Below are 17310 nucleotides of genomic sequence, written 5' to 3'. Positions count from 1 at the left end.
ATCGGAAGGACGCGGCCGGCGCGCTTGCCGGCCGCGCGTCTCGGGCTTCGCCGATCAGATCTTGGCCATCTTTTCCTTGCCGCTGTCGCTTACGCTGTAGGAGCGAGCCCCGACGCCCGCGAGCTTGCCGCCCTGGACGATCAGGTACTCGTCGCGGATCGGACGGCCCTCGAAGTAGCATTCGAGGATCTCGCGGGTTCCGGCCGCGTAGCGGGCCTGGGCCGAGAGCGAGGTGCCGGAGATGTGGGGCGTCATGCCGTGATGGGGCATGGTGCGCCACGGATGGCCCTGCGGCGCCGGCTGCGGATACCAGACGTCGCCGGCATAGCCCGCAAGCTGACCGGATTCGAGCGCGCGCACGATTGAGTCGGTGACGGCGAGCTTGCCGCGGGCGGTGTTGACCAGATATGCGCCGCGCTTGAACAGCTTCAGCGTCTCGTCGTTGATCATGCCCTCGGTCTCCGGGTGGAGCGGGCAATTCAGGGTCACCACGTCGCAGACGCCGTACATGTCCTCGCGCTTCGCATGCCAGGTGAGGCCGAGTTCCTTCTCGACAGATTCCGGCAGCCGGTGACGGTCGGTATAGTGCAGGTGCATGTCGAAGAGCTTGAGGCGCTTGAGCACCGCGAGGCCGATGCGGCCAGCGGCCACGGTGCCGACATGCATGCCCTCGACGTCGTAGGAGCGCGAAACGCAATCGGCGATGTTCCAGCCGCCTTTCATCACCCATTGGTAGGACGGGATATAGTTGCGCACGAGGCCGAGGATCATCATCACCACGTGCTCGGCGACGCTGATCGAGTTGCAGAAGGTGACCTCGGCCACTGTGATGTTGTGCGCGTTCGCAGCGTCGAGATCGGTGTGATCGGAACCGATGCCCGCGGTGACGATGATCTTCAGGTTCTTGGCCTTCGCGATCCGCTCCTTGGTCATATAGGCTGGCCAGAACGGCTGCGAGATCACGATCTCCGCGTCATGCAAATGCTGGTCGAGAACAGAGTCGGTCCCCTCCTTCGAGGAGGTCACGATCAATTCGTGGCCGAGCCCTTCAAGGTAGGGGCGCAGGCCCAATTCGCCCGAGACGCTGCCGAGGAGGGTGCCGGGCTGGAAGTCGATGGCCTTCGGTGTTGGCAGCGTCTGACCGTCCGAGTAGCGCTCGATCTTCGGCAGATCGTCGCGGGCATAGCTCGTCGGATACCCGTCAACCGGATCATCGTAGAGTACGAGAACAATCTTGGCCATAAATCTCTCCCTGTCATCGGCTGTCATGAGGGGAGCGTCCGGCCGGATTCGCAGCGTCAACGGTCAAAAGAGGCTGACGAGGCGGACGTTTCCCCGCCCGGAATTTCGCGATAATCATCCGACGCGATTGGATCCGGACAAGTCGAGCTTCGATGGTACCCGACGAGTCATCAAACAAAAGTGTTGAATGACTTGATCGACGACGTCGATCACCGCTTGGCGGCAGGCTCTGCGAGAGCCGCCTCGAAGCCGCGTCGACCACGATCCGGAAGTGCGCGGCCGCCATCGGCGGCAGCGCGTCGCGCTCTGACGAAACGAAGCCGATGGAGCAGCGACAGGCGGGTTCAGCGCGAAGCAACGAAAAATAACGGGTGCCGTGCGAGCATCGAACCCGCTTTCCGCTCAAGCCGCGACCATGTCGACCGGCATCCGCGTCACGGGCGGCACGTAACCTTCTCCCCTGATCGACGAATTCCGCTACGACACGTGCGAACGGGTCGACCACGCATGGGTAAGGACGATCGGCCGCTCGGCCGCGAATCGCACCCAGCGTTGTATGATCAGGTTTCTCGATCCGGGCGTCCAAGCCTCTCCTTTCACCTCCGGCTGATCAGGGAATGAAGATGCTGCAATCATCGTTGAAGACTTCGCGGCCACAAGGATCGGGGTGGAAGGTCGTGATCGCAGCGGCGACGCTGTCTGTCGGATACGCTTGCCTGATCTCGGCCGGCAGCATCCTGCCCGGCCGGGCCGAGGAGGCGCGCGCGATTCCCGCACCGGCCGCGGATCCGGCGACCGAGGGCCCGGAAGCCGTCGCGGTGCTCGCCGGCGGCTGCTTCTGGGGCGTCCAGGGCGTGTTCCAGCACGTCGCGGGGGTGACGAGCGCCGTGTCCGGCTACGCGGGCGGGGAAGCCGGGACCGCGCATTATGAGACGGTGGGTTCCGGCACCACCGGCCACGCGGAGGCGGTGCGCGTGACCTACGATCCCCGCAGGATCAGCTACGGGCGCATCCTGCAGATCTACTTCTCGGTGGCCCACGATCCAACGCAGCTCAACCGCCAGGGGCCGGATCACGGCACGCAGTACCGCTCCGCAATTTTTCCGACGACGCCCGAGCAGGCGCGCATTGCGAAGACCTACATGGCGCAACTCGATCGGGTGCATGCCTACGACGCGGCCATCGTCACGAAGATCGAGCCCGGCCGGGACTTCTACCCGGCGGAAGCCTACCACCAGGATTTCCTGACGCTTCACCCGAACCACCGCTACATCGTCGTCAACGACCAGCCGAAGATCGAGCAGCTGAGCCGCCTCTTCCCTGAATTTTATGCGGCCAAGCCAATTCTGGTTTCGGCAGCACAGGACGGCGGGTGATCCTGCGACCCGTAGGGCGTCGTGAGCCGGGGGCGGCGGGTGTCTGTCACCTCGCTGTATCGCGGTGGGGGCTGGCCGGGCCAGGACTAGCGAGGCCGCCTCGTTGGCCACCGCTCCAATGGCACTTTCATGGGCCACGAGGTCGGCGACGAGCGACGACAGCCGGGCGCCCGAATGGCCGCAGCGCCGACCTGCCGCTGCACGCGATGGACCCGAGCGGCAGGGTCGCCCGTCCGCATCTGCGCAGATATCTGCAATGCGCCCTCGATGCGAGCGCCGCGACCGTCCAGATCGTTCGCAGCTACGGCCCGTGGACCAAGCCGAAACGCCACGGAATCAAACGCCCGCATTTTGCTGCCGCGGGGGATGCGCTGCAGCTCACCGGGTCGATAAGCCGGTGACGTTCTTGCCGTCAGGCGCCTTCGCATGGCGTAGCACGCCGGGGACAGCTGACCTGTGGGCAGCCCGCGAGTTCGAAGTGTCTAAGCTTTCGAACCTCAGAAACGGTAGATGAAGTTGCCCTTGACGGCTTGATCCTGCGCGCGGCTGCCGGTCTGGCCAGTATACGCCACCCCGAGAGTCGCGTTCGGCGCAACCCGCACATCGACGCCAGCCTCTGCCACCAGAGCATCCCGGTCGATCGGCACGCCAGAGGAGAGGAAGGCCGGACCGCTTCCAAAGGCCAGGAGGGCTTTAGGCAGCACGTCGCCGAAGGCCCGGCGGTAGCCGAGGAGCGCGTGGGCCGAGATCGGCACACCGAGGCCGAGGTCGAGAGCGGACTGGCCGCGTATCCCCGCCGTTAACGCGCCGAGGTCGTAGTCGCGCGCGAAGCTCGTCAGCGCGGCGGCACCGCCTGTCTCGGTGAACCCGCCGCGGCGTATGCCAACATAGGCACCGCCGACGAAGGGCTCGATATAAGCGGCCACCGGCTGCACCGGAGCGAGGTTCGTGCCGTCCTTCGAGACCAGCGCTACGGGCGCGGGCTGGCCGACAAAGAATCGGTAGCCGATTTCACCGAAACCCTGCACCGTGTGGCCGCCATCATGTGCGGTGGGGGCGTCGGTGAAGCCCGGGATCGTGATGGTGCGCCGGCTACGGATATCGTTGTCGGCATAGGTAGCGCCAAGGCGCAGGGACACCGGTCCGACGGCGTAGCCGCCGTAGGCACCGCCGAAGCCGCTCTTGATGGTCGCCGAATCCAGATGACCCGTCGTGTCGAGGTAGGCCTCGGAGTAGCCGCCCACCAGGCCGAGTCTGATCCCGCTCGGCAGGCGGACATCGATGCCGGCAGCGAAACCCGCGAGTTGTCGATTCACCGAGAAGGCATTGTTGCCCCCGCCCGCGCTGCCGAAGGCACCGAAGACCTGACCCCAGACGCCGATCACCGTCGGGTCGAGCGTGCGGACTGGCAGGCTGGCGACGACCGGGCGCCGGCCGGGCAGGTCGGCGGTGTAGGCGGCGGGCAGGCTGCCGTAATCGAGGCCGTCGGATGCACCCGGCGTCGTCCCCCAACGCAGGCGGTCAAGAATCGCCTCGCGAACGAAGAACGCGGTCTCGTAGGCCGAGGACACCGTGGAGCCGTGGATGCCACCGGAGAGCTGTCGGAAGGCGCCCTGAGCCTCCGGCGCGCTGAGCCCGACGGTGCTGTCGTAGGCGCGGGTACCCGGGCCACCCGCCTGGATCGCGTCGGCCACTGAGGCGGCGTTGCGCGTGGTGGCAACCGTGGAGAACGTGATGTCGTTGCGTGTGAGTGTAAGATCGACCTCGGACGCCTGGTAGCGCAGGACCGGCGTCAAGAACGCCATGTTGGACGTCGCGCCCGCGAACTGCCCGCTGACGCCGCCGCCGGCGGTGAGGATCGTGTAGCGCGTGCGCGGATTGTAGGCCCCCGCCTGGGCAAGGACCTGCACCGTGCCGCCCTGAAGGATCGCCGACCCGGTCGCGGCGATCCGATCCGACAGACCGGCAGCATTCGCCTCGGCCTGGTAGACCGAACCAACAGCAAAGCCCACGTTGCCGGCAACATTGAGGGTGCCAATTCCGTTGCCCGGGGCCACTGCGCCGCCCAACAGTACCGCGATCGCGCCAACTGTGCCTGCGCCGCCCAGCACGCCGCTCGCGATCCGCACGGTGGAGTTGGCCAGCCCGCCGTTGACGATCAGAGCACCGCCCAGCACGGTGGTTGGCCCAGACACCGTACTCGTACCGTTCAGGGTCAGCGTGTCCGGGCCCTCCTTGATGAGCGCGCCGCCATGGGAAGCGCCGTCGATCAATGCTCCGCCGAAGATGCCAGACCCGACGCCGAGCGTTCCACCCGATGCAGCGCTGCTGAAGGCGATCGTCCCGGTCCCATTCAAAGTTGCGATCGATTGAGAGAAGCCGCTGATGTCGAACGTGCCTCCGCGCATCGACAGAGTGGTGGCGCGCAAGAGGCGCTGGTCGCCCGCCATGAAGCGTTCCGCCGCTGATCGCGATGTTCGGGGTGCCGACGCTCCCGCGAAGGATTGTGGTTCCGCTCGCCTGCGTGAACGTGCCCGTGCCGGCGAGTGTGACGTTCGTGTCGACGATGCCGCCGTTCAGCACAAAGCTTGGTGCCGTGAGCGCGGCTGGGCCCAGGGACGAGGTCAGCGTGCCACCGGCGAGGGTAAAGCCGAGTGTCTGGAAGGAGAAGCCGGCCATGTCGAGGCTCTCGCCCGCCAGGATCTTCCATTGCGATACATCGAACACCTCGAGGTTCACGAGGTTTGAGACCCAGCGACCCCGCAGGTTGTCGTCCGGCACCACGAGGCTTGCGAACCCGTTGGTGCCGAGAGAGGTCCCGGGGGCACCGCCGTTCATGGCGTAGGCGACGAGGATGGGGTTGCTCGTGTTGCCGCCGAAATCCGGGTTGATCTCGCCCACCGAAATCGTCGCTTGGTAGCCGTCGCTGCCGGTCGCGATGACAAAGTCACGCAGAAGGTTATTGCGCACGGCCGCGCTCGTCGTGATGCCGACCGTCTGGAGTACGGTCCACAGCGGCACGCCTGTGAATGTCGCGGCAGCAGACGAGCCGCTCGCGGGAGCGGTGACCGTTGTCGCCCCCAACGCCGCCAGGGAGGCGAGGTTGAACGTGGCAGAGGCATTCACCTGCCCGGTGATGGTGAACTGCGTCGAGGGGCCGCCGGCGAACGGTCCCGTCAAGCGCGGGGCATGCAAGACATTGATGCTCGCGACATTCGAGACGTAGCGGCCGCCGCGGATGTCACCCGGCTCGGTGGTGCGGGCGAACCCGTCGGACGTGAGAAGTTGGCCGGGCGCGTTGGCGTAGGCCACAAGTTCGGGACGCGCGATGTTGCCGCCGAAATTGGGGCTCAGCTCGCCCAAGGCATAAACGGCCTGATATTCATCGCTCCCGGTCGCGATCACCGCGTTGCGGAGAAGGTCGTTCCGTGTTGCCGGATCGATGCGAAGGCCGACCGTGTCATTGAGCAGCGAGAACAAACTCGGGCCGGTGAAGGTTGCGGTGGTCGAACTCGTGCCGCTGAGGAAGCTGTCAGTCTGGGTCTGAGCGGGCAGCGCCTGCAGGTCTCCCAACTGGAAGGTTCTCGGCGCACTAACCTGACCTCCAACCGTGAATTGGGTCGATTGGCTTTGGGCGAGGCCGGGGGTTGCAGCAGCGACGAGCGTCCCGAGCGTGGAACCCGACAGTAGCAGGCTCCGCAGACGCCGAGACCGTAGATGATTGAGGTTCCGAAGCGCGACGTGCGAGGAGCCCAGGGCGGAGGGCTTGCGGCGGAAGCAGGGTGAAAGATGGCGCACGACAGACCCCGGAGGCTCGACACGCTATATTCCTGTACATATAGCAAGATCCGCAATAGCCGCGAAGCGTCTTGTCTTTTTCGAGCGAGGCTGTCTCTCAATTGCAACAGGACCCATTGAGATATTTGGACGAGCAAGATCTCACAGTTCACAATTCTAAAGGTGAGGATATCGGTACGTTCGCGAGACCTGCCACTGCGGAAGCGCCGCCCTCCCGCGCACTTTGTAGCTTCCGCGCGCTATATCGTTTACGATATTGCGAGTTGCAATGATGCGGTTGCAGGTGGTGCGTTGATGAGCGGATACTGGGTCTATCGGACGCGCTGGGGCGTGCTTGCCATTCGGCCAGACTTCCAAGGGATCTGGCACGTAATGTTCGGGCCAGAAAGTCTGGGCGTCTACCTCACGCCGGTCGCGGCGCTCGAAAGGTTTGTAGGCGGTCACACGTTCAGCCCGCCGCGGCGGATCGATATGGAGAAGCTCAGATTGCCGACAGACCTATCCGAATGGACCTTTGTTCGAGCTACTTGAGCGCAAATGCTTCGTGCAGTGCATACGCCGAGTTCGTCCGTGTTGGGCGAACTTGCATGGACGCTGTCCCAACGCCTAGCATCCTGGACTGCTTACTGCGCTCGGGTAATTACCCACGCCTGTGCTGGCGTGGCTCAAGCGCCGACAGTTTTGAGGATGGTGCCGAATGGACTGGCGCCGGTCAGGCGTGCGGTGTCGACGACGGTGCGGATGGCGGCCTCGCCTTCGGCGGCCCACATGGCACGGTAGCCATTGGTCATCTTCCGCTGGATGACGGCCGGACGCAGGAGGCGCTCTGAACCGTTGTTGGTGGGCTCGACCGTGCCGGGATGGTCGAGGAAGACCAGAAGCTGACTACGGGCGCGGCCGATCTTGGCCTGCAGATCGCAGCGGCTCGGTGTGGCGAGGATGGCGCCGAGTTGCCGATTCAGGCTCCGGCGCTTGGCCGCCAGCGTCGAGGGGGCGAAGTCGGTGACGCTCTCGGCCAGGGCGAACACGCTCTGCAGTCAGAGTTGTAGACGCCAGGGCACGAGATCATCGCTGACCTCAACGACGTAGGCGATGTCGCGGGCCAGATGGGCGAGGCAGGTCTGGTGCTCGGCGGCGTGGCCCTGTTGAGCGGTGTAGCGATCCGAGATCCACACCGCAGGCCGGTGGCCGTTCATCATCTCCCGCACCACGACGGCACCGCGTGTCGGCGAGGCCGTGTGCACCACGGCCTCTGCTGAGTGGAAGAGCCAGTGGTAAGCGTTTGAGCCCTCGATCCGGACGCCGGTCTCATCGGAGGCGACGACCGCGGCCTTGCGCAGGGCCGAGACGGCCGCGTCGCGACCAGGACGAAAGCAGCCTTGCGCCCGGCGCAGCAGGTTCATCAGCCCGCCTTGGCTGAGCGTCAGTCCAAACAGGTCGGACAGCGCCGCCTGCAGCCGTTCATAGGAGAGTGCCTGGAGGGTCTTGAGGTACGTCGCCACCGCGTGCAGCCGCGGTCCGAACGGAGTGCCACGCGCATCCATGGGCGCCGCTGCGACCACCCGCGTGCCGCAGGATGGGCAGCGCACCGCCAGCCGCCGGTGCTGGGTGATGATCAGCGCTACCAAGGGCAACTCGATCCGCTCGGAGACGCTGACGATCTCGGCGGGAAGTTCCCCATGCAAGGTGCCGCCGCAGCACGCGCACACCGCGGGACGATGCTCGACAACGGCATCAGGATCATCGCTCATCACGCGGCTATGCCCCTCGTGACCGAACTTGGCGCCGCCGGGCTTGGACTGCTCACGCTGCTCCTTGCGATCCGTCGCGGGCGGCTTGGAGGAGGTGCGTGAGGTCTTCTCCGGACGCTGCAGCCGCAGCACCAGCTCGATCAGCTTCTCACGGCTCAGACGCTCAAGATCGCTTCGGCCCATCCCACCAGGGAATTAGCGAAACCCAACCCGCGCAAGGGCGTGGGTAATTACGCGCTCGGAGCCGGCACCGTCCTTGGATGAGGTAGCGACGAGCTCGTGGCCGAGCCCCTCAAGGTAGAGGCGCGGGTCCAATTCGCCCGAGACGCTGCCGAGGAACGTGCCGGGCTGGACGTCGATGGCTGTTGGTGTCAGCAGCATCTGTCGGTCGGGATAGTGCTCGATCTTCGGCGGTTGTCGTGGGCATAGCTCGTCGAATACCTGTCAATCGGATCGTGCTCGGAAACGAGGACGACCTTGGCCGCGCTTCCGAGCCTGTTGCGACTAGCAAGGGCACGCAGTCATCCGCGCATCATAGGCCGCAGAACGCGAACAGTTCGCATCGTCGGACGCTTTCCCTCCCCATGAGCTTCTGGGTTCTGTCGTTTAGCGGAAGGCGGCCAGGCAGCGCCCAGGTGCTTCAGCTTTCGGCATCAAATGAAAACGTCGAATGTCGTGGATCAACGTTGCCGATTGTGAGACGAGCGCGACGTTCCGCAGCTTCAACGGTCGCCGCGAAGGATGCATCCAGTGTGGTGCGCAGAAGGGCTGCCGCCATGGGCGGTAAGGGATCGCGCTCCGATAGAACCAGCCCGACCGCCTGGTGTGGTGTCGGTTCGGCCAAGTCACGCATTACGAGCGCTTCGGTGCCACCGAACAGATGCCGGAAGGTCTGAGGAACGATACTGACATAGCCGCCCTCGCGCAGGTGCGCGCAAACTCCGAGGAACGAGTTGCTCACGACGGTCGGGCGCAACACGAGACCGAAGGTCGCCGCAAGGCCGTCGAGGATACGGCGGTTCTGCATGTCCTCGCTCAGAAGGCAGAGGCGCTGGGCACAGGCCTGAGCCCAGGTCACCTTCACTTCAGCGGCGAGTGGGTGATCGGAGCGCATCGCCAGAATATAGCGCTCATGGTAGAGCGGCACGCGCCGCACGCGGTCGAGCGGCTCATTTTCCAGATAGGTCAGGCCGGCCTCGATCTCGAATCCGTCGAGTCCCTTCTGAATTTCGCGCGAGGACAGCGAGCGAATCTCGACACAGGCGTCGGGATGCACCGCCCGAAAGTGCGTGGTGAGAAAGCCGACCGCTCCCATCGCTGCCGGGATGACACCCAGCCGCAACGTGCCCGTGAGGCCGGTCCGGAGGCCGGACAGGTCCTCCCGCAGGCTGTCGTAGTCGATGAGGATCTGCTTTGCCCATGCGAGGAGATGCTCACCCTCGACGGTGAGGCCGACGAAGCGCTGGTTCCGCACGACGAGGGCGACCTGAAGATCTTCTTCCAGCTTGCGGAGCGCCGCGGAGAGCGTGGATTGCGTGACGTTGCAAGCCTGCGCGGCACGAGCGAAATGCTGCTCCCGCGCGAGCGTAACGAAATAGGAGAGATGCCGGACCAGCATGACAACAATGGGGCTCGATGCGATGATCGCTATTATTCGTCGAAGACAGCCAATCCTTCGCCATGGTCATCGACTGTGCACTAATCTGACCGGACCTTAATTCACTAACGGTCTGACCGGTACGTTCCCCGGCTGTGTCCTCTCAGTTCGATGCGCTCACCGCGTTGTAGCCTGAATCTACGTGACCAAGCAGGATCGGACTGGGCCGGATGCCGGCCCAGTCGCACGGTGGTTCGATCTGCTCAATTCCACGTGTGAAGCAAGGTGAGCCAACGATCACCGCGGCGTTCCAGGACATTCACCCAGTTGCCGCCGTAGCTCTGCGCCTGTCCGCTCTCAGCCGGACCGGTCAGGTGCCAGAGGCCGGTAAGGATCAGGGTTTCGGCCCTCGTCGAGGTATCCTGAACCGTAATTTTATGATCCTTGAAACCCTTGGCCCGCAGGTCGGCAAAGAACGCCGCGATACTCTCGGTGCCCCGAACCGGCGATCCTCCTGCTGGGATCACCTGTCCGTCGGCACTGTAGAGCTTGCCCAACTCGTCGGTGTCCCCCCTGTTGAATGTCTGATCCCATAGATCGGCAACGGCTTGACCTTGCAAATTCATCTGCTCTCCCTGCTCTCGCTCGGCGTTCTAAGGAGTCGGCATTCGGACCGGGCTCATCGGGGCCTCGGCTCATTGTCCCGTTTCCTGTAACGGCGGCCGTGTCGTAGGTAGAACTGAGCCCATCGTTCGGTACCCAGCTTGCCGACCACTCCAGCGCATGACCGGCATGCCCTCCGTTCACACCGCAGGAGCCGTGTGGCCGAAGTGTCGACGTCACACCCGTCAGGCGTCCGAAGGAGGCGCGCAGAAATCTCAGGTTCGGCGCTCACGACATGAAGTGGGCAAAGCCGTCATGGGCGGCGTCAATCCTCGCCTCACGGCAGAGTCGCAAGCCGCAAGGCGCAATCCGGGAGGGGAGTCCGAGGCGGACGCTCGCAACGCCACCTCAATAGCCGCCCGCATCCGCTTGCGATGAGCCGCAGTGAGGGCTGCGCTGCGCGTGGATCCCCTATTCCAGTCGGGCCAATAAGCCACCAGAGCAGCCTCGATCACAGAAGCCAGCGGATCGAAGATCACGTCGCCGTCCGAGGTAGGCGCCTGAGATCGCTGGCTGCGCACATCATGCTCCATTGAGGTTTCGCCTGTATCTCGAAGATGATCGATAGCTGCGTGGGCGATGAGAGTGAACCGGATGGAACCATGAGACCAAGAGTGACTGATCTCGAACGTTGCTCGCCTTAATCCATGCGGTTGATTTGAACACACCTCTTATGATCGGAATGTCACGATCGTTGGTCGCTACGCGTGGCTGGGTGACCTGAGCAGGCGGTGGAGCGACACGTTCGAGGAATAGATTTAGGAGATTGCCCATCTGGAATGACGGTCGAGTCATAGGTGATTTGTACAGCAATGACGCATCAGTGGTGTCAGGCGCCTCCATGCAGGCCAGTCCTTCCAGGGTCTGATCGGCGCCCACACCGTGAAACTAGACCAATCCTCGCGTGACGGCGGCGGCCGAACAGCCCCGCGACTTGAATGCGTGAGAATCTTGATCCCGCGGCTCAAACGGGAACTTGGCGTCTCGAGCCCCTTTGAATAAGGCGAGTCCCGACGCCTCGCTACGCTCGCCGAGCACGTTGTCAGCCTCTCTTTGCAGGAGGGCGGCTCGTCCAGCGTCGGTAATCGTCCATTCGACTTGAGCGCGCCGTGCATCGACAGAGCCGGTCCGACTGGCTAGTCCCAGCCTCTCCAATTGCATGGCATACCTGTCGTCCGGCACGTATGAGCGGGGCCGCTCCGCCAGAAGCCGAAGACGGTAATGCGTGTTCGCAACAAGCTTCTTAGCCATCACGCACATTCCCCAGAGGGCTGCATGGCTTGCCGCGAGGGGAGAGGGCTCAGCGTCATCGTCGTACCTCGGAACGTTTCTCCGCCCGGCCATATCGACGCCGCGCTATATATAGCGTGATATATCGTTTTTTTAGAGTTCCGGCTACCAGCGCGGTATGCGTGAACGGCATTGGCTCGTGTTCTGACGTAACCGGGACGCGTGGGCGTCGGGGCGTTCGCCCGCGTCGGACTTGGCTTCACACCCTTGAAGGGGTCGCTCAATCAGCACAGATCGCCGCAACTTCAGGCCCGAGCAGCGACGGCACGAGGCGATAGCGTCGGTGGAACGGGTCGATTGTTCCCTCCGTTTCATCTGCCGAGGCGCATGAGTGCACGATCAACGAACACCGGAACTGCGAGACGACATGCCTTGGTACGCCGTGAAGCCGAGAGATCCTGCAGATCCGCGCTGGCCGCTGGTGACCGCGCCTGTGCTGACAATCAAGGCTGGCGATGTCGACGAGGCGCGCGCCAAGTTCGAGCAGGCCTATCCCACCCACCCCTTCGGCACGCCGGCATCGCCGGTGCCCGATGCCGGGATGAGCGGGTTCAGGGAGGATCCCGACGCTTTGCTGATCGAGGAGACGGAGGAGCCCTCGTCACCCACAAGGTGAAGCAATGCCTTGAGATCGAAATTGAAAATTCAGTTAGGTCAATTGCACGCAGGTCATCCACGACCATGCACAGTGTCGAAGTAACGCGGCACTCTGATGGTACGGGACCACTGCCCGATCCACGCCTCTCTGCGGCGGTCATCGCGAGAAAATCACCTCTACATCGAGAGAAGGAGCGGCGCGCCGATTTGCATAGGCGCGCCGCTGAGTAGGCCCGCGGGTCTCACAGCACGAGCTGGCGGCAGTCATACGGCGAGCCGAGATCGAGCGATGTAGCTGCGTGGATACATCGAACCGGATATGTTCCTGGATTCTTAAACGGTCGTCGAGCGTCGGCTCTCCGAGTCGACGAAAGACGTCTCAGCGCAGCTTGTGACCCACCGCCCAAGCGTAGGCCGCCACCGCTTTCAGGTCAGCCTCGGAGAGTTGCACGCCGCCCATCGGCGGCATGACTCCGCCATGCTCCTTCGGCTCAGGCACGCCGTTCGCGATCGTGTCCTCGATGCCTTTGAGGCTGCCGTCGCTCCACAAGTACTTGCCGCTCGTCAGGTCGGCTCCAACCGGTGAACCCGCCGCATCAGAACCGTGGCAACCGCCGCAGGTCGCTCCCCCGACCTCGCCGTGAAAGACGCGCTCACCCAGGGCGACCTGCTGCTTGGTGGCGCCCGGTGGCACCGGGAGCTCGGCCACGCGACGCCCGGCATCGGCGTGGATGCCTTCCGGCGGCATCTCCTGACGCGCGCTCGTCGACCGTACTTGCGGCGTGGGAGCGGCCGTGACCTTCGCGCTTGGATCTCCGCCCTCGTAGGTGACCCGCCAGATCCGCCCATTCACATCGTCGGAGATGAAGAGCGCACCGTCCGGGCCGATCGCGAGGCCGGAGGGACGGAACTTGGCCCGGCCGGGTTCCTTCACGCCACCCGCGAATTCCTCTGCAAACACTACGTACTCGCCTGATGCCCGACCGTCCTTGAAGGGTTGGAACACCACGTTGTAGCCGCCCTGAGGACCTGGCGCCCGGTTCCAGGAACCGTGGAAGGCCACGAAGGCGCCTCCCTGATAGGCTTTCGGGAAGCGGCTGGAGCCGCCTTCACCGACATAGAACTTGAGGTCATTAGGTGCCCAGTGCGCCGGGAAGGCGGCGGCGGGACCCAGCCGCTCGGCGCAGAGCCCGACCTTTTTCCCGCCGTCGCCGCCATATTCCGGCGCCAGCACGAGCTTCTTCTGGTCGGGATCGAAGTAGCATTCCGGCCAGCCATAATCGCCGCCCGGCCTCAACTCGACGATCTCCTCGGCCGGCAGCTCGAAGCCCTGCTTGGCCGTGTAGAGGGCCGGCCAGTTCTCGTGAAGCTGGTCGCGTCCGTGCTGGGTCGCGAAGATCCGGCCCGTGCCGTCGAGCGCGATCCCTTCGCCGTTTCGGATGCCGGACGCGTAGCGCTCGGCGGGTGAGAAGCGCTGATCCGATTTGTTGGCATCGTAGCGCCAGATGCCGCCGCGGGTCTCCTTCTCGGTGCACGGATCGTTGCCCGGCGAGCCCGGCATACGGTTCTTCTGCTCGCACGCATTGGTGGCTGATCCGAGATCGACAAAGAGATCACCATTCGGCGAGATCAGGAACGGGTGCATTGGGTGATCACCCGTGAGCGGTAGCCCGGAGACGACGACCTCGCCGTTGGCTTTTGGCGCGACCTCGCCCTTGGCGATCGGATAACGCATAATCCGGTCGTTGATCTCGGCGTAGACGGCGTCCTTGTAGAGGGCGAGGCCAGTGCCGCCGTGGCCGCCTTCCGCGACGTTCTCTCCAAAGCGCTCCGTCACCTCGGCCCGACCGTCACCATCCCGATCCTTCAGGGCGACCAGGAAGCCACCTGGGGGCAGCTCGTTGTTCTTGTAATACCGGCCGCTCCAGGTATTCACGTAGACTGTTCCATCGGCTGCCACGGCCAAGTGGCGTGCATGTCCGATGTTGTTGGCGAAGACCGTGGCGCAGAAGCCCTGCGCCAACGTGATCCCGCCTGAATCGCCCTTGCAGGAGTGATCATCTGCTGCCCGAGCATGATCGACCAAAGCCGATGATGCCGCGACGGCAAGCGAGAGCGCGGCAAGACAGGTGCCGGCGGGCAGCCAAATGCGGAACGCTGGGGTAGGGGCGAACGCAGTGCGCATGGTGCGATCTCCTGACAGGGGTGTGTCGCTCGGTGCGTATTCGGAGCAGGCTTATTTCAACCGGACGGGGAAGATGCGGAACGGCAGGGGCGGCGTGCCGCCCTTCTTGGATGGATCGAGCAGGTAAGCGAGCTGCCCCTCGGTGACCCAGGCCGTGTCTCCGACCTTGGCAACGCCGGTCGCGCCACCCGCGATGCCGTCGTGCAGCGTCTCGATCTTGGCTGCGTCGCCCACGATCGTGACCCGGTCCAGGCTGCCTCCGCCCTCCGCCATGAGGAAGCTGCCGTCACCGGCCGGACGCAGGCCGTCGGCCATCTTGAGCGCCCGCGACGGCGTCAGTTGTGTGATCCGTCCGGCCGCGCCGTCCTTTACTTCGACGCGAAACAATTCGGCTTTGCTGAACGTGTTGACGTAGAGGTCGCCATCCTGGCCGAAGGCGATGCCGTCGAGGCCGGCTCCCTTGCCGTTCGGACCGAACCTGGGATCAGTTGCGAAGACCTCGAAGGCATGATCGCCCGGTTTGAGCCGCAGGATCTGCGGCGCTGCTGTGTTTGTGACATAGCCCGTCCCGTCCGGTGCGAGCGCGATGTCGTTGCAGAGGGCGGGTGTGGGCAACGGGATGCTGAGACGACCTTCGCCGCTCTTCAAATCGAAGGCCTTGAGGGCACTTCCCGGAACGTCACTGGGTCCCGGCACTCCCAGCGCGGAGAGGTCGTTGGAACAGACCCAAAGCGTGTTCGACCGTTCGTCCGCCAGCACGCCGAAGGTCGAGCGTGTGCCGAATGCCCCCGGCTTGATCCAGATCTCGCCCTGCGCCTCACCGGGGCGAACCCGGATGACGCCACCGCTCGCGAAGCTGCTGACGTAGAACGTGCCGTCGGACGTGGCGGTCACGCTCTCGGGATAGACTGCATCGCCCGGCAAGGCGACGGAGCTTGACTCAGCCTCGGCCGCCGCGGCGTCCGAGATGGCGATGGCCAATCCGAGACATATCATGCCCGATACTTTCCAGACCGAGCGACGCCTCACGATGGGTCGATCCGATCTGGGAGGGACATTGTCTTCGAGCGATTTGTTCATAGGTATTCTCTTGTTCTCGGACAACACGGGTCCATGGGGACGACGTCGTCACACAAGCCGCGCTTGAGAGCGAAGCGCCCTCGTTCAACCGCTCGATTCGTTGGGTTCATCACGAGCGCGAGGCGATCGGTCCGGATGCAGCGACCGATGCTCTGAAAGGCTCGACGGGCGCGCCGGGCGCGACGCTCTGGACCGAATTTGCTTAAACATCCGCGCCGACCGACGGAGCCGAGCCAGACGAGCGAATCAGCCCGATGGCGAGCCTGAACAGGCCGGTTTCACGCATTTCGAACGCAAGGAGCAGTTCATCCTGTGACATCCCCGGTCAAACGGCTCGGCTCGATCGAGCGTCGTCGGCACACCCGATGATCCGCGTCACGGCGTGGACGAAGCTCGCGAGGCTGGCGCTGCGCAAGGGCAGAAACAGCGTCCGGCTAGCCTCGCAATAGCGCTTGGCCATGCTCGTGGCCTCGTGGCTGACGCAATCGACCGGGAACACCACGACGTCGCTCTGCCCGATGAGGCCCGGCAGCAGGGTCAGGCTCTCCTCCATGCCGCCGTCGTGGCTGAGGAGTTGGCCGCCACAGCTCTTCACGAAGCGACGCAGGTTGGCCACGTGGCGTGGCCGACCACCGACATACAGGAGCGTGCGTCCATCGAGGCGATAGGTGGTCTGCACTGAAGCCAAGGCTCCGTCGTCCCGCTGCGCGGACAAGAGGTCTTCGCAGGCTGCCAGTTCCGCCTCCGCGCCGCGGCGGTGCCCGATCTCGGCCTCCAGATCGGCCCCGAGGCGTCCGCAGGCCTGGGTCAGAACCGCGACCTTCTCCTCCAGGGCCTCGGCGTGTGCCTGCTCGCGGGCCAGTCGCTGTGCGAGGCTCCGCTTTGTCTCGCAGGGCACCTCGGTGACGGGCGCGCTCGCAGCGGCGAGGGCGTGGGCGGTCTCGATCGTGCGGTTGCGCGAAGTCAGGGCATCCCGCTGGTGCATGAGCTCTTGGATGCGCCGCTCCTGGGCGGCGATGGTCTCGGCGCGCTCACTGAGGTCCGCTTCGAGCTGGCGCAGGCGGCGGATGTCGGCCCGGTTCGATTGGCCGACGAGATGCGAGAGCATGTGCACCTCGCCGAAGATGTCCTGCACCAGCCCCCAATCGGTCGCCGGATGGGTAATCGCGGCCCAGTAGGCGCCGGGTATCTCACCGCGTTCGAGGGACTCGCGCCAGAGTGCCCGCACCTCCTCGAGCGTGCGTGCCGTGTCGAAGCGGCGGATCTCCCGCTCATGGCGGCGGTCGAGCATCTTCTGCAGGAGCTTCGCACCGCCGTCGCGTCGTCCGGCGAGGTATACGACCTGCCCGTGGAGCTTGTGCTCGCTCATCGTGCGGGCATCCGGCACGCCGAGCTTGGCCAGGAGGGATCGCGCTTCCGCGTTGGTCAGGCAGGTGCCCACGATCGAGCAGTGCAGGTTATCGGCAAGCTCCCAGATGCGGTCGCGCGGCCTGTCGGCGGGTGTGCCGCTCTTTGTCAGTACGAAGTCCGGCTGGCCACGTCCGGCTGTCAGAGCGCGCAACGCAGCGCCGTCGAGATGCGAACCATGTGCCACGTCTACCTCCGTCGGCTATATCCGATTGGATACAGCCAGACTGGTGCAAAAGTCTGCTCTTGGCCAGAGGGGGGTCAGGCTTCCCGCTTCGATCGAGGCGCTTGGGCCGGCTTGTCCGTAAGCCGGGCGAGGAAAGG

Annotated in this window: 11 protein-coding genes and 1 pseudogene; 3 read left to right on the top strand and 9 right to left on the bottom strand. The window is 64.6% G+C overall.

All coding sequences use genetic code 11. The features are described from left to right. Positions 1-54: 54 nt before the first annotated feature. Entirely contained in the window at positions 55-1242 is a 1188-nt protein-coding gene (locus tag F6X51_RS25330; protein ID WP_150966645.1) for an NAD-dependent formate dehydrogenase, read from the bottom strand. A gap of 623 nt (positions 1243-1865) precedes the next feature. Here F6X51_RS25330 and msrA point away from each other — a divergent pair. Beyond that, the gene (gene msrA, locus F6X51_RS25325; protein ID WP_150966644.1) at positions 1866-2618 is read left to right on the top strand and encodes a peptide-methionine (S)-S-oxide reductase MsrA; all 753 of its coding nucleotides are present in this window, start codon (positions 1866-1868) and stop codon (positions 2616-2618) included. Positions 2619-3115: 497 nt separating this feature from the next. On the opposite strand, the gene F6X51_RS25320 is transcribed toward msrA, so the two are convergent. Then, positions 3116-5068: an autotransporter outer membrane beta-barrel domain-containing protein gene (locus tag F6X51_RS25320; RefSeq protein ID WP_150966643.1), complete on the bottom strand. Its 1953-nt coding sequence runs from the start codon at positions 5066-5068 to the stop codon at positions 3116-3118. Positions 5069-5807: 739 nt separating this feature from the next. On the opposite strand from F6X51_RS25320, the gene F6X51_RS28780 reads away from it, so the two are divergent. Further along, positions 5808-6308 carry a hypothetical protein gene (locus tag F6X51_RS28780; protein ID WP_246697002.1) on the top strand — a complete coding sequence of 167 codons (501 nt, stop codon included), beginning with the start codon at positions 5808-5810 and terminating at the stop codon, positions 6306-6308. A 773-nt stretch (positions 6309-7081) separates the two neighbouring features. Here the strand turns inward: F6X51_RS28780 and tnpC are convergent. The 4 genes and pseudogenes from tnpC to F6X51_RS25295 all read right to left on the bottom strand — a co-directional run bounded on the left by tnpC (position 7082) and on the right by F6X51_RS25295 (position 10390). Then, a pseudogene (gene tnpC / locus F6X51_RS25310) lies at positions 7082-8350 on the bottom strand (IS66 family transposase). Positions 8351-8362: 12 nt separating this feature from the next. Further along, positions 8363-8548: a hypothetical protein gene (locus F6X51_RS25305; protein WP_150966642.1), complete on the bottom strand. Its 186-nt coding sequence runs from the start codon at positions 8546-8548 to the stop codon at positions 8363-8365. A 259-nt stretch (positions 8549-8807) separates the two neighbouring features. After that, positions 8808-9785, bottom strand: coding sequence for a LysR family transcriptional regulator (locus F6X51_RS25300; RefSeq protein ID WP_150966641.1), 978 nt, complete (start codon positions 9783-9785; stop codon positions 8808-8810). A gap of 242 nt (positions 9786-10027) precedes the next feature. Beyond that, positions 10028-10390, bottom strand: a complete 363-nt coding sequence (locus F6X51_RS25295) for a YybH family protein (RefSeq protein WP_150966640.1) — start codon at positions 10388-10390, stop codon at positions 10028-10030. A gap of 1694 nt (positions 10391-12084) precedes the next feature. Between F6X51_RS25295 and F6X51_RS25290 the strand changes: the two genes are divergently transcribed. Beyond that, positions 12085-12333: a hypothetical protein gene (locus F6X51_RS25290; RefSeq protein ID WP_150966639.1), complete on the top strand. Its 249-nt coding sequence runs from the start codon at positions 12085-12087 to the stop codon at positions 12331-12333. 360 nt (positions 12334-12693) lie between these two features. On the opposite strand, the gene F6X51_RS25285 is transcribed toward F6X51_RS25290, so the two are convergent. The 3 genes from F6X51_RS25285 to F6X51_RS25275 all read right to left on the bottom strand — a co-directional run bounded on the left by F6X51_RS25285 (position 12694) and on the right by F6X51_RS25275 (position 17173). Beyond that, entirely contained in the window at positions 12694-14499 is a 1806-nt protein-coding gene (locus tag F6X51_RS25285) for a c-type cytochrome (RefSeq protein WP_150966638.1), read from the bottom strand. Between the two features lie 51 nt (positions 14500-14550). Continuing rightward, positions 14551-15480, bottom strand: a complete 930-nt coding sequence (locus F6X51_RS25280; RefSeq protein ID WP_246697001.1) for an SMP-30/gluconolactonase/LRE family protein — start codon at positions 15478-15480, stop codon at positions 14551-14553. 424 nt (positions 15481-15904) lie between these two features. After that, positions 15905-17173 (bottom strand): DUF2325 domain-containing protein, encoded by a 1269-nt coding sequence (locus F6X51_RS25275; RefSeq protein WP_150966637.1) that lies wholly within the window; start codon positions 17171-17173, stop codon positions 15905-15907. Positions 17174-17310: the final 137 nt, after the last annotated feature.

It is taken from the genome of Methylobacterium planeticum (assembly GCF_008806345.1).
GTDB lineage: Bacteria > Pseudomonadota > Alphaproteobacteria > Rhizobiales > Beijerinckiaceae > Methylobacterium > Methylobacterium planeticum.
This window is presented reverse-complemented; position numbering and strand designations above follow the sequence as displayed.

Excerpts from the sequence above, each read along its gene's own strand:
- F6X51_RS25285 (WP_150966638.1), bottom strand. The coding sequence starts at position 14,499 with ATGCGCACTGCGTTCGCCCCTACCCCAGCGTTCCGCATTTGGCTGCCC.
- F6X51_RS28780 (WP_246697002.1), top strand. The coding sequence starts at position 5,808 with ATGCAAGACATTGATGCTCGCGACATTCGAGACGTAGCGGCCGCCGCG.
- F6X51_RS25330 (WP_150966645.1), bottom strand. The coding sequence starts at position 1,242 with ATGGCCAAGATTGTTCTCGTACTCTACGATGATCCGGTTGACGGGTAT.
- F6X51_RS25295 (WP_150966640.1), bottom strand. The coding sequence starts at position 10,390 with ATGAATTTGCAAGGTCAAGCCGTTGCCGATCTATGGGATCAGACATTC.
- F6X51_RS25305 (WP_150966642.1), bottom strand. The coding sequence starts at position 8,548 with ATGCTGCTGACACCAACAGCCATCGACGTCCAGCCCGGCACGTTCCTC.
- F6X51_RS25290 (WP_150966639.1), top strand. The coding sequence starts at position 12,085 with ATGCCTTGGTACGCCGTGAAGCCGAGAGATCCTGCAGATCCGCGCTGG.
- F6X51_RS25300 (WP_150966641.1), bottom strand. The coding sequence starts at position 9,785 with ATGCTGGTCCGGCATCTCTCCTATTTCGTTACGCTCGCGCGGGAGCAG.
- msrA (WP_150966644.1), top strand. The coding sequence starts at position 1,866 with ATGCTGCAATCATCGTTGAAGACTTCGCGGCCACAAGGATCGGGGTGG.
- F6X51_RS25320 (WP_150966643.1), bottom strand. The coding sequence starts at position 5,068 with ATGGCGGGCGACCAGCGCCTCTTGCGCGCCACCACTCTGTCGATGCGC.